The sequence below is a fragment of the Cupriavidus agavae genome (genome assembly GCF_004217045.1).
In the GTDB taxonomy this organism is placed as follows: Bacteria; Pseudomonadota; Gammaproteobacteria; order Burkholderiales; family Burkholderiaceae; genus Cupriavidus; species Cupriavidus agavae.
Map to the genome: position 1 here is coordinate 142,686 of NZ_SGXM01000010.1, position 18,222 is coordinate 160,907.

The following is an 18,222-nucleotide window of genomic DNA, read 5'->3' on the forward strand; positions in this document are numbered from 1 at the left end:
GGTCAGCCCCGGCGGATCTGCCCGGCGCGCGGCCGTGCCGCCGAACTGGCGCCCGCCCGTTCCAGATCCACGCCCGGCAGCAGATGCAGCAGCCGTACCAGTTCCGACTGGCGGTGCGTGCCGGTCTTGCGCAGCGTATCCCGGATATGGACGCGCACGGTGTGCGGAGAAAGGAACTCGCGCTCGGCAATCTCGTTCAACGTCTCGCCGGCAGCCAGCCGGATGGCGATGATGCTTTCCTTCTTCGACAAGCCGAACAGCGAGGTCAGCACGGCGGCGTCGAGCACCGAACGCGACTCCGAGTTGCCGAGCAGCATCATCGCCATCGGCAGCTGCCACGGGCCCTCCACGGGCTGGCGCGACACCAGCGGCATCACGATGATCGGCACCGGCTGGCCGCCCGAGGTGATATGCATCCACGAACCCGCCGCGGCCGCGCCGTGGCGGCCGCCGTGCGCGGCGTTGTCGAGCAGGCGGGCCAGCACGCCCTGCAGCGCTTCGGTGCCGGCGCACAGCACGCCGTTATCGAGCGCGAGATGGGTGTCGGCCTGCACCAGCGCCTCGGCCCAGCTATTGGCGTAGCGCACGCGCATATCGGCCTGCAGGACCATCACGCCGAAATCGAGCGTGTCTAGCCCGGCCAGGCCCATCGAGGCCAGGCCGCTCAGCTCGAAGTTGCGGTGTTGCATGCGCGCGGCGCGCGCCCAGTGCGGCATCACATGCGCAACGCGGCGGTTGCAGTCGGGCGAGGTGCAACCGTCGCAACCGGGCTTGGCACTCATCCAGACGCACACGTCGTGGGTATCGAACAGCCGTATGCCGCTGGACAAGCCGTGGCAGTTGAACGGGGTATCGGCTGGGCCGGCATCGGGCATGTCGCCGGCGGAAGCCAGCGCCACGCTGGCGCGCGAGGGCAGCGCGCGCATGCTCTCGGGCATGCTGGCGCTCGTATAGCAGCCGTGTGGCGTGACGCCGAGGCGCGCGCGGCCGGCCAGCTTGTCCCAGATCAGATAGCTGGGGCTGGCCGAGCACGTGTAGCGGGAGAACAGGTCCAGGGCGGCGGGCATGGCCGCCACATCGATGGCCGATTCATAGATGTGGTCGACGAGGCGATGAAACACATCGTCGGCAGGCAAGAGTTCGCCCATTTGATTTTTTCCCCGGTGGCAAACGCCTCGTTTCCTCAGGCCGCTGCGGCGTGGCGCGGCCTTCTTTTCTGTCTGGATTCCACTGCCGGCGGCCGGTACCCATCGAGCGACGGACCACGGCTTGCCTGTGATGGCGATGATCGTGCAAAAACCGGAGGCGGGAACATCCCGCCGAGGGAGGGGACGACACGCCCAAAAGTGGCGCCGCGCCTGCCTTTCCGGCGTGTCGCCGCATCGCCGAAGTTCGGCGAGATAGTAATGCGCGGACCGGCTTATATCAAACTATTAGACAGGAATGTCCGGATTTTTCTTGGCGCAAAAGCGACAGCCCGGCAAGTGCGAGACCCGCTCTCCACATGCCGGCGCTGTCATCCCGCTTTCGGTGCAGCCGACGTGACGATTTCGGCGCCCGCGCCGGCCGCCGCAGCCAGGGCTGCCTCGCTGGCCGGGCCGTTGGCGCCGCCGTCGACCTGCACGGTCACGTAGGGCGCCGCCATCCGGATGCCTTCAGCGTCGAAGTTACGCTTGAGTCGCACATTGAAGGCGCGCGAGATATCGGCCTGCATCAGCGGCCGGGTCTTGAACTGGGCCAGTACCACCTGGCCATTCGGATCGAAACGATCGAGCCCGAGGATGTCGAGCCCGGACAGCAGGTTGCGGCTGTAGCGGTGGTCGGCGGCCACCTCGGCACCGGTCTCGCGGATGATTTCCAGCGCACGGTCGAAGTCGCTCTGGTACGCAATCGAAATGTTGAACACGGCATAGGCATAGCCGCGTGACAGATTTTTGACAGCCTTGATCTGGCTGTAGGGCAGCGTGTGCAGCGCGCCCTTGCCGTCGCGCAGGCGCACGGTGCGGATCGTCATGCCTTCGACCACGCCCGAGTGGTCGGGCAGTTCAATGGCGTCGCCGATGGCGATCGAATCCTCGATCACGATGAACAGCCCGGTGATCAGGTCCTGCACCAGGCTCTGGGCGCCGAAGCCGATGGCCAGGCCCACCACGCCGGCGCCCGCCAGCAGCGGCGTGACGTTGACGCCCAGGTTGGCCAGCACCGCGATCATCGCAATCACCAGCAGCGCCACGAACGAGGCATTGCGCACCAACGGCAGGATGGTCCGCGCGCGCAGGCTTGGCTGGGCCGCGCGGGTGTTGCCGGGCGCCAGCGATTGCGTGATCGCCGTGTCGATCAGCAGCCAGACCAGCCACGAGGCCAGCACCACGCCCACCACGCTCAGCACCGATTCCGTGATGTGGCGGCCCAGCACCGTGCCCTCGACCAGCCGCATCAGCGACGAATTCCAGATCCGCGCGTTCAGTTCGAGGAACGCCACCCAGATGATCACGCGGGCCAGCGCCACGCCAAAGCGGCCAAAACGCTGGATATAGGCCGAGCGGCGGCGGTCACGCAGCCGGGGCGGCCGCACCGTGGCCTTGGGCGAGCGGCCCACTACCAGCGTCAGCAGCGTGGCGCCGACGAACAACGCCACGGTCATCACGGCGCGCCGCAGGAATTCGTCGGCGTGCCCGGTGGCCATGACAGTGCCGATGACGGACGCCACCACCACGGCCAGCATCGGCAGGTACCACGCCTCGCCGGCCATGCGCAGCAGGTCCATCAACGCCGGATGCTGCTGGCGGAACGCGAACGGCCGGCACGCGATCAGCTGGCCGATGGAGCGGCGGAAGCGCACCGCGAACACCCCGATCAGGACGGCCGCCAGGATATTGGCGAAGGTGCTGATCAGCGCGGCCAGGTTGACGCCCAGCGCCGTGATCACGCGCGCATCGGTATTGGCCTCGCCGAGCGCGGCCAGCGCGCCGGTCACGAACAGCAGGATCGGCGAATGGCGCAGCAGGTCGCGCACGGCAGCGCGGCGGTGGCCGGACTGGAAGAGCGCAAAGATGACCTGGCAGACCGCCGACATGACGGCACCGGCCACGATCGCGTAGGCCACCAGCACCGCGCCGATGCTGGCCGGCGTGCGCCCGAACACCTGGTAGGCCAGCAGCAGCGTAAGCCCGAAGGCCACGATCCACGGCCCGATCCGGCGCAGGAAGTAGATCCCGACGTCGATCCACGACGGCACGCTGGGCAACGGCGTGGGGCGGGGCCCGCGCACCTTGCTGCGATGGAGCCGGCGCGACAGCTCGAAGAAGATCCAGCCGGTAAGCGCCCAGCCCAGCAGCACCACGCCAAACTCGCGCCACGACTCGATGCCGCCGCGCGAGCGGCCGATGGTCAGTGCCTCATGCCATTCCTGGCCCGCGAACTCGATACGCCAGCGCCAGTACTGCCACGGCCCCCGGTCCTTGTGCGGCTTGTTGTCGATTTCCTGGAGCGCCTGGGCCACGGCGCCGATCAGTCCGGACGCGGGCTCGCTGGCCGCCGCCGTGGCCGCCTCTGCCGCCGACGCGTTCAGGCCCTGCCGCAGCGTCTGGAGCTGTGCCACCAGTGCCTGCCGCTGTTTGTCGTCCTGCAGCGTGTGGATGACCTCGTCGAGCGACTTCGCCAGCGGCACCGAAGCCGGTGGCGCGGAGGCCGGGTCGCCCTCGACTTTCTGAAGGGCCGCCTGCAATGGCGACGTAGCCGCAAGCGCCGGGCCGCAGCAGGCCAGCAGGAGCAGCAGGGCGGCCATCCAGATGGATGGCAGGGAATGTAGCGGGGGGCGCGATCGATGCATGGAGGGGCGCAAGCGGTGGTTGTTCACCGTCGGTGAGCCGGCATGCGCGTCACTGTAGCGCATTGCCGCGCGGCAACGCAGGCCAAGTCGGGTGAGGAGCGCATGCGGGCCGGAAATGTCGATTCAAAAAAACTGAATGACTCATCCGCGACAAGGTCACTTCCAGCCGGGGGCGGAGGCCTATAGTTCTGTTCATGGACGGCGCACAACAAAGCGCAGCAAGCAGAAAGCGGCAGCGCAGCGCACCGGCCAGACCAGAAACCAACCAACAAAATTTTGATTCATTCTTACCGGAGAGCATCATGACCAAGACCACCGCCCTGAACATCGCTTCGTCCCTCGTCCTGTCGCTGGCTGCCCTTGGCGGCGCCCAGGCTGGCACCGTGCCTGCCGACCAGTATGGCTACCAGTTCCGCTCGACGGTTTCCGCTGACAAGTACGGCTATGAATTCCGCACGCACGACGCCTTCACGGATGGCGCCCGCTCCGGCAAGGCTGATCCGTTCCTCGACGGCGCCCGCACGGTAGCCGGCCTGGACCGCGTCGGTGTCTCGGCTGCCCCGGCCCGCCAGGCCGACCCGTACCTCGACGGCGCCCGCACCGCCGACCCGTTCACCGACGGCGCCCGCAACGCCGATCCCTACACGGATGGCGGCCGCTTCATCGCCGGCCTCGACCAGATCGGCGTCTCGGCCGCCCCGGGCCGCACGTTCGACCCGTTCCTCGACGGCGCCCGCGCATGAGGGTTGTCACGCAGTACGAGCAAGGCGTTACGTAACCCGTAACGCCTTTTTTGTTTGTGGCAGCGGCTTCCGGCGCCGGCAGCCGGCCGCCACGCCGCCCGACTGAAGAGGGGTGCGCTACCCGGGAACCCCCAGCCGGCGCGGGCTCTGGCGGTGCCCAACGGCAACCGGGTATGGAGTGCCCCGATCGGTGCCGATATTGGCATGTCGATTGCAGACCATTACCGGTGAACAGCTTGCCGACCGGGAAACCATCATGTTCCAGACCTTCGCCCCCAGCACCCACCCCGCCATCGTCCGTGATATCGACGCCGCCATGCTCCGCCGCCGCGAGGAATACGCGGGCCAGCCGATGGCATGGAAGATCTTTTGCGAAGCCTCGCACGTGGCCACGCTCGGCGACCTGCAGCGCCAGGCGTTTGTCGAGCGCGTGGCCAACGAGCGCGGCGCCGACGCCGCCCTGCGGCTGAAGGCCAAGGCCGAAGCCATCCGCGCCGAGGCGATCGCGCGGCTGATGTAGTCAGGCGGGAAGTACGCGCGGGGCTTGCCGCTATGCGAACGTGATCGCGCGGCGCCGTTCGGGCTGTTCGAGGTGCGGCACGTTGTTGAAGCTCAGCAGCCGCTGCGTGCCCCGGCCCACGATCAGTTCGCAGAAGCCGGTATTGCGGAACTGCAGGTTCAGTTCGATGGCCGTCTGGGTTGGCGCCCCGAGCAGGTCAGCCACGGCGCGGCCGATGGCGCCGCCGGAACTGACCACGAGCAGCGCATCCTCGCGGGCCGCGCCCTCGGTGGCATGGGCCAGCGCCGCCTGCATCCGGGCGCCGAAATCGACCCAACTCTCCGGCATCCCGGCCAGTTCGCCCTGCGTCCAGGCTGCGAACGCCGCGCGGAACGTGCGCCAGTAATCCTGATAGTCGCCGTTCTGGTGGGCGCGGTGGTCGGCCCCGTTGGTAAAGCTCCGGTACAGCGATTCGCCGTCGTATTCGTTGAGCCCCGCATGCGACTCCACTTCCGGCCCCGGGGCGCCCATGCCCGCCAGGATCCCGGCCGCCGTATCCTGCTGGCGCACCAGCGAGCCGGCCAGCACGCGTCGGAACTGCACCCCCCGGTCACGGAAATACTCGCCGAGCCAGCGCGCCTGCTGCCGACCCACGTCGGAAAGACAATCGTAGTTGGCGGCACCGAAGGAAGCTTGTCCGTGACGGACCAGGAAGAGCGTGGCCATGGCGAGAGAAATTGGCGGAATGACGATGCCGCGATTCTAGGCGCGTGGCGCCGGCGAACCTAGCCAGGTCCGCCGGAATTCATGCCGGCCATTGGCGCCATGCATGCGGCCAGGTCAGTCGAGCGTCACACCGGTATCGGCGGTCAGCTTCAGGATCACGGGCAGGTACGCCTTGTAGGCGCGTTCGGCTTCCGCCGGCGTGCTGCCAATCGGCTCGGCGCCCATTTCGTCGATCCTGGCCTGCATCTCGGGCGTCTTGATCAGCGACGCGGTCTCGCGTCCCAGCCGTTCGACGATGGCTTCGGGCGTCTTGGCCGGCGCCGCCAGCGTGATCGGCCCGACGATCTTGTACGCGGCATCGCTGTAGCCGGCCTCGGCGAACGTCGGCACGTCCGGCAACGCACGGGCACGCGTGGAGCCGGCCACGGCCAGCGGACGCAGCTTGCCCGTGGCCATGTGCTGGCGCAGCGTGGTGACCGATCCCACGGTCATGTTCACCTGTCCGGCCAGCAGGTCGGTCACCATCGGGCCTTCGCCACGGTACGGCACGTGCATGATGTCCACGCCGTAGGTCTTGTCCATGTAGGCCTGGAACGTGTGCGGCTGCGAGCCCGGTCCCCACGACCCCATGCGCAGCTTGCCCGGCTCCTTCTTCGCGTAGGCAATCAGTTCGTTGACCGTCTTCGCCGGCACCGCGCTGTTGACGGCCAGCACGGTGCGGGCCAGCGCCACGTCCGAGATCGGCCGCAGTTCGGTGCGGGGATCGTAGGGCAGCTTCTTGTACAGCGCGAGATTGGCCGTGAGCGGGCCGGGAATGGTCATCAGCAGCGTGTAGCCGTCGGCCGGCGACTTGGCCACGAAATCGGTGCCGATGATGCCGCCCGCGCCGCCCTTGTTCTCCACCACCACCGGCTGGCCCAGACGCTTCGACAGCCCGTCCGCGATCTGCCGGGCAAGCGTGTCGGTCAGTCCGCCGGCCGGGTAGGGCACCACGATCCGCACCGGCTTGTTGGGGTAGTCGCTCTGGGCAAAGGCCCCCAGCGGCAGCAGCGCAAGGGCGGCGCACGTCAGGCGCATGGCAAGGCGGCGGCGTGGCAGGCTGGAATGCTTCATGGTGTGTCTCCTCGTTGTGGGCCCGGTCCGGTGGGGACGTGCCGCTATGGCTGCGGCTGCACGGGCGGTTGGTGGTTGGGAAGCGAGGGAAAACGGTGATGCGGCGGGCCCGGGTCAGTCGCCGAGCTGCAGGTAGCTGGCCACCATGCGCGTCATTTCCTGCGGCAGCCGGTCGTCGTCCAGCTGGAGCGGGCCGGGATTGTTCAGGATGGCATTGACCAGCGTGCCGAAGGCCATCTGCATGGCAAAGCGCAGCCGCAGTTCGGCGTCGGCGGGCGGACCGGGCAGGCGCGGCACCAGCAGCGCAGCCAGCCGCTCGATGATTTCCTGGCCGTTGCGCTGGTGCGGCAGCCATTCCTCGGGCCGCGCCGTTGCATGCTTGAGTGATGCACGAATCACGCCTCGATTGGCGCGGCAGCCGTTGACCATGAACCGGAGCGTCTTTTCAATCACTTGTCGCGGCGGCACGTCCTGCCAGCGCCGTTCGGCCATGTAGCGGGCCACCGAGGCGTCCGACTCCTCCATCACCGAGGCACGCAGCGCCTCGAAGAACGCCATCTTGTCGCGGAAGCGGCCGTAGAACGCCCCCACCGACACCTGGCAGGCCGAGGCGATCTGCGCCACCGAGACCGCCGTGAAGTCACGTTCGGCCAGCAACTGGCGGCCGGCGGCCAGCAGGGCCTGTTCGGTTTCACGGGCGCGGCGCTGGCGCGGCGGTTGCAGCACCGAAGAGGTATCGACGCGCGGGAAGGCCGGAGCGGGCTGGGCACTCGGACCGGATTGGGAAGACAGGGCAGGCATGGCGGTTTTCCGTATTCGAATTCGGATTCGGATTTGAACCTTACGGATCGCGGTTTCGGCCGTCAAGTCGGGGTTAACGCCGGTCGTTTCCAATATTTGGAAATTCGTTCCGCTTTTTGACACACAATGACTGCGCCACCCACACTGGGAATCAGGAGACGACATGCCCATGAACAAGCCCGTCGAACAATTCATTGCCGAGCGGCGCCTCGAAGACCCGTCGTTCGGCGGCCTGCTGGCTAAGGGCTTTGCGCTGCTGCGCTGCTTTATCGACGATCCGCGTCCGCTGGGCAACGGCGAGCTGTCGCAACGGCTGCAACTGCCGCGCGCCACGGTGTCGCGCATCTGCCGCACGCTGTTCGAACTGGGCTACCTCGACTGGGACCCCAAGCTCGACAAGTACTTCGTCGGCGCCCAGGTGCTGGCGCTGGGCTACCCCTATCTGGCCGGGCTGCAGGTGCGCCATCTGGCCCGCCCGCTGATGCAGGCGCTGGCCAGCGAGGTGGAGGGCGCCGTGTCGATGGGCGTGGCGCACCGGCTCGACGTGACCTACCTGGAGTCCTGCACGCATAACGAAGGCACCTCGGCCCGGCCCACGGTCGGCGCGGTGCGCGCGGTGATGACCACGGCGATGGGCCGCGCGTTCCTGTGCACGCTCTCCAAGCGCGAATTCGAGACGCTGATGGACGCGGCGCGCGTGGAGCGGCCGCAGGAGTACGCGGCGTGCTACGACACCGTGTGCCACAACGTCGCGCACTACCCCAAGCGCGGCTTCGCGCTCAACGAGGGCGATGCCGGCGAAGACATCCACGGCGTGGGCGTGTACTCGCGGATTACCTACCTGAACCGCCCGTTGCTGTTCAACTGCGCCATGCCGGGCCTGCGCGTGAAGCGCGGCACGCTGGAGAAGCGCGTGGCGCCGCTGCTGCGCGAGATGGTGCGGTCGATCGAGATCATGGCTGGCGTGGGCCGCTAGCCGCCGGGGCGCGGGACCGGAATTCCCGCACGACAGAACGCCCGTGGCACGTACCGCGGCGTCATCGATGGAGACAACATGCTGGATCTGCAACCCTTGCTGTGCCCGCGGTCAATCGCGGTCGTGGGCGCGTCGACCTCGCCTGACAAGGTGGGCGGCGTGCCGATACGCCTGCTCGCCGAACTCGGCTATGTAGGCCGGGTCTTTCCGGTCAATCCGGGCGCCGACACGGTGCAGGGCCTGCGCGCGTGGCGCAGCATCGACGCCATCGGCGAGCCGGTGGACCTGGCCATCGTGGCGGTGCCCGCGCCCGGCGCGCCCGACGTGATGGCGCAACTGGGCCAGGCCGGCACGCGCGCCGCCATCGTCTTTACCTCCGGGTTTGCCGAAGTGGAAGGCGGCGAGGCGCTCCAGCAAGCGCTGACCGCCCAGGCCCGCGCCCACGGCGTGCAGCTGCTCGGCCCGAATTGCCTGGGCGCGATGAACCTGCGCGAGCGCATGTACGCCACGTTCTCGCCGATCCCGCTGACCGGTGTGCCGCCGGTGGGCGAGGTGGGGCTGGTCAGCCAGAGCGGGGCCTTCGGCGCCTACGCGTTCGCGCTGGCGCGCGAGGCCAGGCTGGGCCTGAGCCACTGGGTGACCACCGGCAACGAGGGCGGGGTGCAGGTGGCCGACGTCATCGAGTGGCTCGCGCACGATCCGCAGACCCGCGTGATCCTCGCCTATATGGAAGGGGCGCACGACGGCCTGCGGCTGCGCCGCGCGCTGGCCGCCGCCCGCGACGCGGGCAAGCCCGTGGTCATCGCCAAGGTTGGCACCACGGCCGCCGGCGCCAGCGCCGCGCAGTCGCACACGGCCAGCCTGGCCGGCGAGGATGCGGTCTACCAGGCGGTCTTCGACGAATACGGCGTGCATCGCGCCCATACGCTGGAAGCGTTCTTCCGGCTTGGCTACACGCTGGCCCGGGGCAGCCGGCCGCGCCAGTGGGCCTCGCGCTCGGGGCTGCCCGCCGATGCCGTGGCGCCGGTGGCCATCGTCACTGTGTCGGGCGGCGTGGGCATCATGATGGCCGACAGCGCCGAAACGCTGGGCCTGCCGCTGCCACCGATGCCGGCCGCTGCCGCGCAGACGCTGCGCACGGCCATCCCGTTCGCCAGCACCGCCAACCCGATCGACGTGACCGGGCAGGTGGTGGCCCAGCCGCAGGTCTTCGTCGACGCGCTGGCCAACGTGGCGCGTTGCGGCCAGTACGGCAGCGTGGCCGCGTTCCTGGCCGGCGGTGCCAACGCGCCCCGGCTGTGGGCCGCGCTGCAGGGCACTGTCACCGAACTGGCCGCCGATGCCTCCGCCGCGCCGCTGCTGGTCTCGGGCGTGATGGACGATGACAAGCGGGCCTGGCTCGAAGCACGCGGCTGCCTGGTGTTCCGCGAGCCCGCGCACACGATGGAAGCCGTGGCGGCACTGGCCCGGGCGGCGGCGATGGAAGCCGCGACGGCCGCAACGGGGGCCGCGGCAGGCGGCACCCTCGCGCAGCCGACCACCCCCATGGCACTCGCCACGCCGGTCCCGGCAGGCGCCAGCGCGCTGTCGGAGGCCGAGGCGATGGCCTGCCTGGCCGAAGCGGGCGTCCCCGTGGCCCCCCATGCCGTGGCGCGCGACGCCGACGAGGCGGTGCGGATTGCCGAATCGCTCGGCTTCCCCGTGGCGGTGAAGCTCTGCTCGCGCCATGTGCTGCACAAGAGCGACATCGGTGGCGTGGTGCTGGGCCTGCGCGATGCCGAGGCGGTGCGCGCCGCGTTCGCCCGCGTCAGCGAGGCGGCGTCCGGCGCCACCGATGCCGCCGGGCGGCCGGTGCCGTTCGAGGGCGCCATCGTGGCCCGGATGGTGCGCGGCTGGGGCGAGATCATGGTGGGCGTGCGCCGCGACCCGGTCTTCGGTCTCGTGGCGCTGGCCGGCATCGGCGGCACGGCGGTCGAAATCTTCCGGCAGATGGCCTTCGGGCTGGCGCCGCTGTCGCGCGAGCGCGCCCGGGCCATGCTCGAACAGAGCCGGGCCGCAGCGCTGTGCACCGGCCATCGCGGCCATCCCGCGCTCGATCTCGACGCGGTGGCCGACGTGCTGGTCAACGTCTCGCGCGTGGCGGATGCCCTCGGCGAACGGCTCGATACGCTCGAAATCAACCCGTTCATCGTGGGCGCCGAGGGGCTGGTGGCCGCCGACGCCGTGATCACGCTGCGCTGACCCGACCCCCCCGAAACGCCATAACGCCATAACGCCATGACAACAAGGAGACAACCCATGCGACAGCACATGCGCAGGGCGCTGCACGGCCTCGCCCGACTGGCGCGGATTTCCGGCGCCGCCCTGATGGCCTGCGCCCTGGCGGCCCCGGCCGCGGCGGCGGACAGCTACCCCGACAAGCCCGTGCGGCTCGTGGTGCCATTCCCGGCCGGCGGCGGCACCGATGTGGTGGCGCGCATGCTGGCCGCGCGCCTCACGGCCACGCTCAAGGCCACGGTCGTGGTGGAGAACGTGGCCGGCGCCACCGGCACCATCGGCAGCGCCCAGGTGGCCCGCGCCGCGCCAGACGGCTACACGCTGCTGCTCGGCATCTCGGGCACGCACGCCATCGCCCCGTCTATCTACCCGAAGCTCCCGTACGAACCGCTGCGCGATTTCGTGGCGATCGGCCGCATCGCCTACGGCGGCAACGTGCTGGTGGCCAACCCGGCCTTTCCCGCACGCGACGTCAAGGGCCTGGTCGCGCTGGCGAAGCAGCCCGGCGCCGACCTGACCTACGGCTCGTGGGGCGCGGGCTCGGGCGGCCATCTGGCTGGCGAAAGCCTGAACGTGGCCGCCGGTATCCAACTGCGCCATGTGCCGTACAAGGGCGTGGCGCCGCTGCTCAACGACCTGATGGGCGGCACGCTGCAGATTGCCATGGCCGACCTGACCGCCGCGCTGCCGCAGATCCGCGCCGGCAAGCTGCGCGCGCTGGCCGTCTCGGGCGCCGAGCGGTCCGAGGCGCTGCCCGATGTGCCGACCTTCGCCGAATCGGGCATTCCGTTCAAGCTCGACAGCTGGTTCGGGCTGTTCGCGCCAGCCCGCACGCCTGCGCCCGTGGTCGAAAAGCTCGAACAGGCGATGCAGCAGGCCATGCAGGACAGCGCGCTGCAGGCGCAGATCGCCAGCTTCGGCATGCGCTACGCGCCGATCTCGCGCGCCCAGTTCACGACGCAGATCCGCGAAGACACCCGTACCTGGGCCACGCTCGTCAAGTCGAGCGGCGCCGCACTCGAATAACCGAAGAACAATCCGGAGACACCGAACATGAACCACCCCGCATCGACCACCGAACTGGCCTTCGCGGCGCCCGTCTACACCAGCCCGCAGGAAGCCTTCGTGGCGGCCGCCGCGCTGCCGCTGGTGATCTACGGCTACCCGCTGATCGAAACGCTGCGCACCTGCCACCTGCAAACCTCGGTCGATGCGCCCACGCGCTATGGCCGCGCGCCGATGAACACGCTGTCGGCCAGCGCGCGCCAGTGGACGCACGAGGACCGCGACATCGTGACGCCCGCCAACGACCTGCTGTATTTCTGCGGCTGGCTGAACCTGGCCGATGGCCCGGTCACGCTGCGCGTGCCCGCGCTGCCGGACGCCAGCCGCTACTACGTGGTGGAGCTGCTCGACGCCCATACCAACAACTTCGCCAACCTGGGCCAGCGCAACGTGCCGCTGGCGGGCAAGGATGTGGAGATCGTCGGTCCGGGCTGGCGCGCCAGTTCGCCCGATGCCGTCGTGGCGCCCACCTCGCTGGTCTGGGTGCTGGGCCGCGTGCTGGTGGCCGGTGCCGAGGACCTGGCCAGCGCCTACGCGTTCGAACAGGGCTTCCAGGTGGTGCAGAGCGCCGGGCCGGCGCGCCCGGCCAGCGTGACGCAGTGGCAGGACACTGGCGACGCCGCCGTGGATTTCTTCCAGAACCTGTTCCGGGCGCTGCGCGACTTTCCGCCGGCGCCGGAAGAGCAGGGCGTGCTGACGCTGCTGCGCAAGGTCGGCCTCCGCATCGAGGACGAGCCTGACGTGGCGTCGATGCGCGCCTCGGTGGTAGCCGGCCTGCGCAGCGCCTACGCGCAGGGCATGGCGCTGATCGAGGCCCACACGCGCAGCCAGGGCCAGAAGGCATGGGGCTATAGCCTCAAGCTCGGCATCTATGCCGACGACTGGCTGCTGCGCGCCTGCACCGCGATGAAGGGGCTCGGCGCGCTGCGGGCCGACGAGGCGGTCTATGCGATGGCCGATTTCGATGCCGGCGGCGAGCGCCTGCACGGCAGCCGACGCTACGCGCTGCGCTTCGCGGCCGACATGCTGCCGCCGGCCGAGGCGTTCTGGTCGGTCTCGCTGTACGGCGAAGACCGCTACTTCACCGCCAACGAGGCGGGCCGCTACGCCGTGGGCGACCGCACGCCGGGCCTGCGGCGCGAGGCCGATGGCGCGCTGGTCATCCCGATCTCGCACGAACGTCCCGCCGCCGACGCCAACTGGCTGCCGGCGCCGGACGGCCGCTTCTACCTGATCCTGCGCCTGTACCACCCCACGGCCGGCTTCATGGCGGGCCAGTACAAGATTCCCGCCGTCGAGCGCATCGGCTGAGCGGCACCGGACAGCGATACAAGACCAGACACGCACCAGACAGGAGACCCACCCATGCCGCACCCGCAGTCCAACCCGCAGCAACTGGCGCGCGACGCCGTGATCTACACGCTGCCGCTCTACGAGATGGCGCGCATGCGCGCCGCCACCTGCCCGCGCCGCGACCGGGCCGGGCAGTTTGCCGGCGACGGCGCCGAATCCACGCTGCGCTGGGTCAACCACCTGATCCACACGCGCGAACTGCTGGGCCCGCAACACCGCCAGGTTGTCACGCCCAACAACGACACGCTCTATACCAACGCCTGGCTCGACCTCACGCGCGGCCCCGTGGTGATCGACGTGCCCGATTTCGCCGGGCGCTACTACGTGCTGGGCCTGCTCGATTTCTACACCAACCCGTTCGGCTACATCGGCAGCCGCACCACGGGCACGGGCGCGGGCCAGTTCCTGCTGCACGGCCCCGACTGGCAGGGCCAGGTGCCGGCCGGCATGCATGCGGTGCCGTGCCCGACCAACGCGGTCTGGATGATCGGCCGGCTGCTCGTCGATGGCGAGGCTGACCTGCCCGTGGTCCACGCGCTGCAGGACGCCATCTCGCTCAAGCGGCTGGACGGCGCTCAGGCCGCGTTTGCGTTCGACGTGGGGATGCAGCCGCGCGAACACCTTGGCGACGCCCGCCGCTTTGCCGAAGTGGTCAACCGCATGCTGGCCGACAATCCGCCGCCGCCGGCCGAGGCTGCGCTGGCGCAGTCGTTCGCGGCGGCCGGCATCGGCGCCGGCCTGATCCCGTCAGCAGCCCAGCTCGACGTGCTGCACGGCGCGCTGGCCGACGTGCTGCGCGACCTGGCCGAGCCGCAGGCGTCTGACATGGGCGGTGGCTGGGCGATGTCGGTGGACGTGCGCGAGTCCTACGGCACCAACTACCTGCAACGCGCGCTGGTGGCGCGCAACTACATTGGCGCGCTGGGCGTGCAGGAAGCCATGTACGTGATGGCCGACCGCGCCGGCGAGGGTGCCCCGCTCGATGGCCGCCATGCCTACCGGCTCCACTTCGCGCCCGGCAACCTGCCCGAGGTCGGCGCCTTCTGGTCGCTGACGATGTACGACAAGGGCGACTGCATGCTCGTGCCGAACGCCATCGACCGCTATTCGCTCGGCGACCGCTCCCCGTCGCTGCAACGCGCCGCCGATGGCGGCCTGACGATCCACTTCTCGGCCCAGCCGCCCGCCGACCCGGCGCTGCACGGCAACTGGCTGCCGGCCCCGGCCGGCCCGTTCTACGTGGCGCTGCGCCTCTACGTGCCGCAGCCCGCCCACCTCGACCGCAGCTATCGCTACCCGGCCATCGAGCGGGTGAAGGAGCCAGCATGACGCGTGACCAAACCTTCCTGCCCCGGCGCCGCCGGCTGCTTGGCGCGCTGGCGCTGGCCGGCGTGGTGCCGCCGGCCTTCGGCAATGCGTGGCCGGCCAGGCCGGTGCGGCTGGTGTCGCCCTATGGCGCGGGCGGGTCGAACGATACCTCGGCGCGCGTGCTGGCCGAGGCGCTGAGCCGCAAGTACGGCCAGCAGGTGGTGGTCGAGAACAAGCCCGGCGCCGGTACCCGCGTGGCCAGCGAATCGGTGGCGCACGCCGCGCCGGACGGCTACACGCTGCTGTGGGCCGCCGCGCCGTTCGCCATCAATACCGGCGCGGGGCTGTCCCAGCGCTTCGACATCCGCAAGGATTTCGTCGCGGTAGGTCCGCGCGTGCTGGGTCCGGTGTTCCTGATCGTCAATGCGAACTCGCCCGTCAAGACCGTGGCCGATTTCGTGAAGCTGGCGCAGCAGAAGCCTGACGGTGTCACGTTCGCGTCGCCGGGCGTCGGCTCCGGCCCGCACCTGACCGCCGAGCTGTTCGCGGCGCAGTCCAGGTTCAAGGCGCTCAACGTACATTTCCGCGGCGACGCCACGGCCTACACCGAGCTGCTCGCCGGGCGGGTGGACGCCACGCTGACCGCCATCACCACCGCGCTGCCGTTCATCCAGGCCGGCAAGCTGCGCGTGATCGCCGTGGCCGCCGAGGCCCGCACGCCGGTTTTCGACGCGCCAACGTTCGCCGAGCAGGGCGTGCCGGGCGTGGTGGGCTACGGGTGGTTCGGCATCGTGGCGCCGGCGGGCACGCCGCCCGCCATCGTCCAGCAGCTCAACCGCGACGCCAGCCAGGCGCTCGGCGACCCGCAGATCCGGCAGAAGCTGCTGGGGCTGGGGTTGCAGGCGGCGCCCGGCACCAGCGCGGAGTTCGCCGGCTTCATCGATGCCGAAGTGAAGAAGTGGGGCGACCTGGTCAGGGCGCGTGGGATCGTGCTGGAGTAGCCGGGATGACGGCCGGCGGGTCAGCCGGCGCCCGTTGTCCGGCGCGCCAGCTTTGCGCACTGGCCGAGCAGGCTCTGGACGCAGCAGCCGTCGCCGCTCCACTCGCCGCGCGTGACTGTGCCATCGGGGCCGGCTACCAGCTTGCGCTGGCACTGCGCCAGCCGCTGGGGCGGCTCCAGCCCGGCATCGCGCGGACCGCTGCCGGGCGGACGCGCCACCGGCACCTCGTCGGTCCACACATAGGCGGTGCCGCCTGGCACTGCCTGCACGGTCTTGGGCGGGCCCCACTGCGCCTTGGCTTGTTCCACGGAAACGCCTTTCCAGGAATCGACGATGCGCGTCATGGCACCGGAATCGACGCTGGCGCAGGCGGCGGTCATGGCGAGCGCGGCCGAGGTCAGCAGGAAAAGGCAGGCAAGGGGGCGGGGCGACGCGGGCATGGCGGCTCCATCAGGGTGGCAGACCCTCCTCTCGGAGACTAGCCGACTTTGGCCGGGGCGGACAACGTCTTGAAGCGCCCGCTATGCGCGCTGGCGCACCAAGGCGAGCCCCGGCTTCACCCGAACAGGGAGAGGTTGGGCGCCAGATCGGCGTCAACCGGCTGGCGGCGCACGGACACCCGAGGCCGGGCCTCGGCATCGCGCCTGCCCGGCGCCGGTACGGGCACCGGCGCGGTCAGCGCGAAACCGCGCGCCGACGCCAGCGGCACCGCCTCCACCGCCAGCGTGGCCATATGCGGCTTCAGAATCTGATAGGTATCGATATCGAAGCGGGCCGGCTGCGCGGTCAGGCGCTCGGCCTCGTCGAGCGTGGCGGCCATACCGAGGTAGCACCAGTCCTCGACCACATGCCAGACCTGCGTGCCTGCCTCGCGCCAGGCCACCGGACCGTCAAATGGCCAGCGCTGCAACGCCAGATGCCCGATCGCCGCAAGCGTGCGCCGGCCGTGCGCGGGGCCGGCCTCTGCGCCGGTGCAGGCGCCCTCGCACCGGTGCAATTGCCGGGCGAAGCACGGATTGCCGCGCCGCGCCGCGGGTTCCAGCAGCAGCGTCACCTGGCAAAGCCGATGGTCGTGCGCCAGCGAGCCGAGCCAGGCCCGCGCCGCCGCCCGACTCGTAAACGCGCCAAACAGCGCGGTGTGGCGGCTGAAATCGGTCTGCCGGTCCGAGCGCAGGCGCGGCGCCGGCATGCCGGGGATCATCTCCCAGGCAAACAACTCGTCGTAATGGCGCAGTTGCTGGTTATAGAGCGGCCGCAGCGCCTTGACGAGCTGAGCCTCCATCAGCAGCGCCCCGGCTTCGCCTCCGGTCTCGCGCCAATCCACCCGGCGCACCTGGCGGGACATCTGCATATCCTTGCCGCTGGCGTGATCGCCCGAAAAGTGCGCCCGAATGCGCTGGCGGAGGTGGATGCTCTTGCCGACATAAAGCGGCGCCTCGTCGTCGCCATAGAACATATAGACGCCGGGGCGGTCCGGCACGTCGTCGAGCGAGGTTTCGGCCAGTCCGGCGGGCAGGCTGGCGTGCTTGACCAGCGATTTCACGGCCGACTCCACCAGATCCACCGAATACAGTCCGTGGACCTTCTGCCAGAACTGCCAGAGCAGCTCGGCGTCGGCCAGCGCCCGGTGCCGGCCCTTGGGCGCCAGGTTGAAGCGCGCGATCAGTGCATCGAGCCCATGCCGCTCCACTGATGGAAACAGCGAGCGCGACAGCCGCAGCGTGCAGAGCACGTCGGCCCGGAAGGTCAGGCCCGCGCGCCGGAACTCGCTTTTCAGGAAGCCGTAGTCGAAGCGGGCATTGTGGGCGACGAACAGCTTGCCTTGCAGCCGCTCGATCAGCGCCTCGGCAATCGCCGCAAAGGTCGGCTGGCCGCGCACCATCGCCTCGGAGATGCCCGTCATGTTCTGGATGAATGGCGGAATCGGCGCTTCGGGGTCCAGCAGGATGTCCCACTCCTGAATACCGTCCGGGCCGACCTCCACCACGCCAATCTCGGTAATCCGGTCGCGCTGGGCGTCGGCTCCGGTGGTTTCCAGGTCCACAAAGACAATAGGGCGGGCCAGCGCCGCGGCCAGTGCGTGCGCATCGAGCGCGCCGGCCAGGCGCGATGCCAGGCGTTCAGGCAGGTAGGTGAGATCCGACGTCATCCGTGGATTCTAATGGATCGGAAAATTCTTTCGCGTAACCCCTTGCGCATCCTTTCCGGCTGATCTAATATTCGCCCCCTCGCAACACAAACCGCGCTGCAAACGCAGCAGCGACAAGGGTTGCGGGGCAGCAGTGGCGGGGGTTGCGAGGTTTGCAGCGTCAGCCGGCAGAGAAAAAAATCTTCTGCAAACTGTTGACGAAACGACGAAAGCTCTGCATAATCTCGTTTCTCTGCTGCAGCGAATGACGAAACGTCAGCGACGCGGCAGGCGCAGTAAAACAGGCAGTACCCGACGACGGCAAAGCCGCTCGTCACCGTTCTTTAACAACCAAACAACCGATAAGTGTGGGCGCTTGATGGCGAACGCCGCTGAAGAT

The 18,222-nt window shown here is 69.5% G+C and carries 15 protein-coding genes; 8 read left to right on the plus strand and 7 right to left on the minus strand.

Going from position 1 to position 18,222, the window contains the following annotated elements; translation table 11 throughout:
• Positions 1 to 2 precede the first annotated feature (2 nt).
• Positions 3 to 1,148: a helix-turn-helix transcriptional regulator gene (locus tag EV147_RS23495; RefSeq protein WP_130393620.1), complete on the minus strand. Its 1,146-nt coding sequence runs from the start codon at positions 1,146 to 1,148 to the stop codon at positions 3 to 5.
• 368 nt (positions 1,149 to 1,516) lie between these two features.
• Complete coding sequence (locus EV147_RS23500) at positions 1,517 to 3,787, minus strand: mechanosensitive ion channel family protein (protein WP_328591159.1); 2,271 nt, start codon at positions 3,785 to 3,787, stop codon at positions 1,517 to 1,519.
• 347 nt (positions 3,788 to 4,134) lie between these two features.
• Here EV147_RS23500 and EV147_RS23505 point away from each other — a divergent pair, with 347 nt between their 5' ends.
• Together EV147_RS23505 and EV147_RS23510 are read left to right on the plus strand one after the other, a co-directional pair.
• Entirely contained in the window at positions 4,135 to 4,575 is a 441-nt protein-coding gene (locus tag EV147_RS23505) for a hypothetical protein (RefSeq protein WP_130393622.1), read from the plus strand.
• A 211-nt stretch (positions 4,576 to 4,786) separates the two neighbouring features.
• Complete coding sequence (locus EV147_RS23510) at positions 4,787 to 5,095, plus strand: DUF7696 family protein (RefSeq protein ID WP_235844966.1); 309 nt, start codon at positions 4,787 to 4,789, stop codon at positions 5,093 to 5,095.
• A gap of 30 nt (positions 5,096 to 5,125) precedes the next feature.
• Here EV147_RS23510 and EV147_RS23515 read toward each other — a convergent pair whose 3' ends face one another.
• From EV147_RS23515 to EV147_RS23525, 3 genes are all read right to left on the minus strand, one after another.
• Entirely contained in the window at positions 5,126 to 5,800 is a 675-nt protein-coding gene (locus EV147_RS23515; RefSeq protein ID WP_130393623.1) for a histidine phosphatase family protein, read from the minus strand.
• A gap of 114 nt (positions 5,801 to 5,914) precedes the next feature.
• Complete coding sequence (locus EV147_RS23520; RefSeq protein ID WP_130393624.1) at positions 5,915 to 6,913, minus strand: Bug family tripartite tricarboxylate transporter substrate binding protein; 999 nt, start codon at positions 6,911 to 6,913, stop codon at positions 5,915 to 5,917.
• Between the two features lie 114 nt (positions 6,914 to 7,027).
• Entirely contained in the window at positions 7,028 to 7,714 is a 687-nt protein-coding gene (locus EV147_RS23525) for a TetR/AcrR family transcriptional regulator (RefSeq protein ID WP_130393625.1), read from the minus strand.
• Between the two features lie 169 nt (positions 7,715 to 7,883).
• On the opposite strand from EV147_RS23525, the gene EV147_RS23530 reads away from it, so the two are divergent.
• The 6 genes from EV147_RS23530 (at position 7,884) to EV147_RS23555 (ending at position 15,694) form a co-directional block, all read left to right on the plus strand.
• A complete protein-coding gene (locus tag EV147_RS23530) occupies positions 7,884 to 8,690 on the plus strand; it encodes an IclR family transcriptional regulator (protein ID WP_130393626.1) in 807 nt (268 codons plus the stop codon).
• Between the two features lie 78 nt (positions 8,691 to 8,768).
• A complete protein-coding gene (locus tag EV147_RS23535) occupies positions 8,769 to 10,931 on the plus strand; it encodes an acetate--CoA ligase family protein (RefSeq protein ID WP_130393627.1) in 2,163 nt (720 codons plus the stop codon).
• Between the two features lie 57 nt (positions 10,932 to 10,988).
• On the plus strand, positions 10,989 to 11,993 hold the full coding sequence (locus EV147_RS23540) for a Bug family tripartite tricarboxylate transporter substrate binding protein (protein ID WP_130393628.1): 1,005 nt from the start codon (positions 10,989 to 10,991) through the stop codon (positions 11,991 to 11,993).
• Between the two features lie 27 nt (positions 11,994 to 12,020).
• Positions 12,021 to 13,343, plus strand: a complete 1,323-nt coding sequence (locus tag EV147_RS23545; protein ID WP_130393629.1) for a DUF1254 domain-containing protein — start codon at positions 12,021 to 12,023, stop codon at positions 13,341 to 13,343.
• A 54-nt stretch (positions 13,344 to 13,397) separates the two neighbouring features.
• Positions 13,398 to 14,714, plus strand: coding sequence for a DUF1254 domain-containing protein (locus EV147_RS23550; protein ID WP_130393630.1), 1,317 nt, complete (start codon positions 13,398 to 13,400; stop codon positions 14,712 to 14,714).
• A complete protein-coding gene (locus EV147_RS23555; RefSeq protein WP_130393631.1) occupies positions 14,711 to 15,694 on the plus strand; it encodes a Bug family tripartite tricarboxylate transporter substrate binding protein in 984 nt (327 codons plus the stop codon). The genes EV147_RS23550 and EV147_RS23555 overlap by 4 nt, the downstream gene beginning before the upstream one ends.
• Before the next feature lie 20 nt (positions 15,695 to 15,714).
• Here the strand turns inward: EV147_RS23555 and EV147_RS23560 are convergent, their stop codons facing one another.
• Both EV147_RS23560 and EV147_RS23565 read right to left on the minus strand, forming a co-directional pair.
• Positions 15,715 to 16,134, minus strand: coding sequence for a hypothetical protein (locus EV147_RS23560; RefSeq protein ID WP_130393632.1), 420 nt, complete (start codon positions 16,132 to 16,134; stop codon positions 15,715 to 15,717).
• 116 nt (positions 16,135 to 16,250) lie between these two features.
• Positions 16,251 to 17,843: a 3'-5' exonuclease family protein gene (locus tag EV147_RS23565; protein ID WP_130393633.1), complete on the minus strand. Its 1,593-nt coding sequence runs from the start codon at positions 17,841 to 17,843 to the stop codon at positions 16,251 to 16,253.
• Positions 17,844 to 18,222: the final 379 nt, after the last annotated feature.